2 protein-coding genes are annotated in these 1,019 nt (G+C 73.8%); both read left to right on the top strand.

Going from position 1 to position 1,019, the window contains the following annotated elements:
- Positions 1-518 (top strand): DUF1833 family protein (locus tag BM064_RS26695; protein ID WP_218161141.1); only part of this gene is annotated, 518 nt, incomplete at its 5' end.
- Positions 515-910: a hypothetical protein gene (locus BM064_RS26690; RefSeq protein WP_092866656.1), complete on the top strand. Its 396-nt coding sequence runs from the start codon at positions 515-517 to the stop codon at positions 908-910. The genes BM064_RS26695 and BM064_RS26690, both read left to right, overlap by 4 nt.
- The last annotated feature ends 109 nt before the right edge of the window (positions 911-1,019 follow it).

Below are 1,019 nucleotides of genomic sequence, written 5' to 3'. Positions count from 1 at the left end.
GTCGCCATCGGGGGGCTGTCATGACCTGGGACGCCGAGAGCCAGAAGCTGTTCGCCTCCGCCCCGGCCGGGCAGCGCATGCGCGAAGCGATCAGCCTGTCGCATCCGACCTTCGCGAAGGTCTACCGCTTCACCACCGAGCTGGAGCCGTTCTCCGCGTTGAACGGCGCGGGCGTCATGGTGACCTACCAGCCCGGGCCGATCTCGGTCACGCCTCAGGGACAGGAGCCCAGCGGCCGGGGCGCCATGCCGATCCGCATCATCGCCGACCCGGAAGTCTGCCGCGCCCTCGTCGGCGCCAGTGCGCGCGGCGACGAGCCGATCGCCCTGGAGCACTGCTCCTACACCCTGACCGATCCGTCTCCCCGCCGGGCGATCAGCGTCGAGCTGACCGAGGTCGAGGCGAACCCCGACGGCGGCGTCGTCGCCGGCGTCGCCGGCATGCCCCAGATCGACGGCATGGCATTCATGCGGGCCGTGGCTCGCGTGGCCGAGTTTCCGGGGCTTGATCGAGCATGATCCATGCCCCCGTCCTCCCCGCCGCCGGCATGCGCCCCACCTCCCTGGTGGGCGCGCCCTACATGCACCTCGGCCGAGACCCGGTCCGCGGCATCGACTGCTGGGGCGTGGTGCTGCTCTGCAAGCCCGGCGTCCCCGACTACGCCTTCGATCCCGCCGCCCGCGCCGCCTTCGCCCGATCGGTCCTCGAGGCCTGGCGGGACGCCCGGTGGGTCGAGCTGACGGAGCCGGCCGACCGCTGCCTGGTGATGCTCGACCGGTCCCATGCCGGCGTCTGGTGGCGCGGCCGGGTGGTGCATGCGACCCGCGAGGACGGCGTGCGCTCCGATCCGGCCGGCGACCTGTCGCTGCTGGGCTACCCGGCGCCCCGGTTCGGGGAGTGGATCGGATGACCGCGACGCCGGCGAACCCGCTCCGCGGTCCGCGGATCGAGCTGCCTCCGGGCGCCGCCGTCATCGGCCTGGCCGAGGGCCCGCTGGAGCAGCTGCGCCAGGGCGCGCC

It is taken from the genome of Albimonas pacifica (assembly GCF_900113695.1).
Lineage (GTDB): Bacteria > Pseudomonadota > Alphaproteobacteria > Rhodobacterales > Rhodobacteraceae > Albimonas > Albimonas pacifica.
This window is presented reverse-complemented; position numbering and strand designations above follow the sequence as displayed.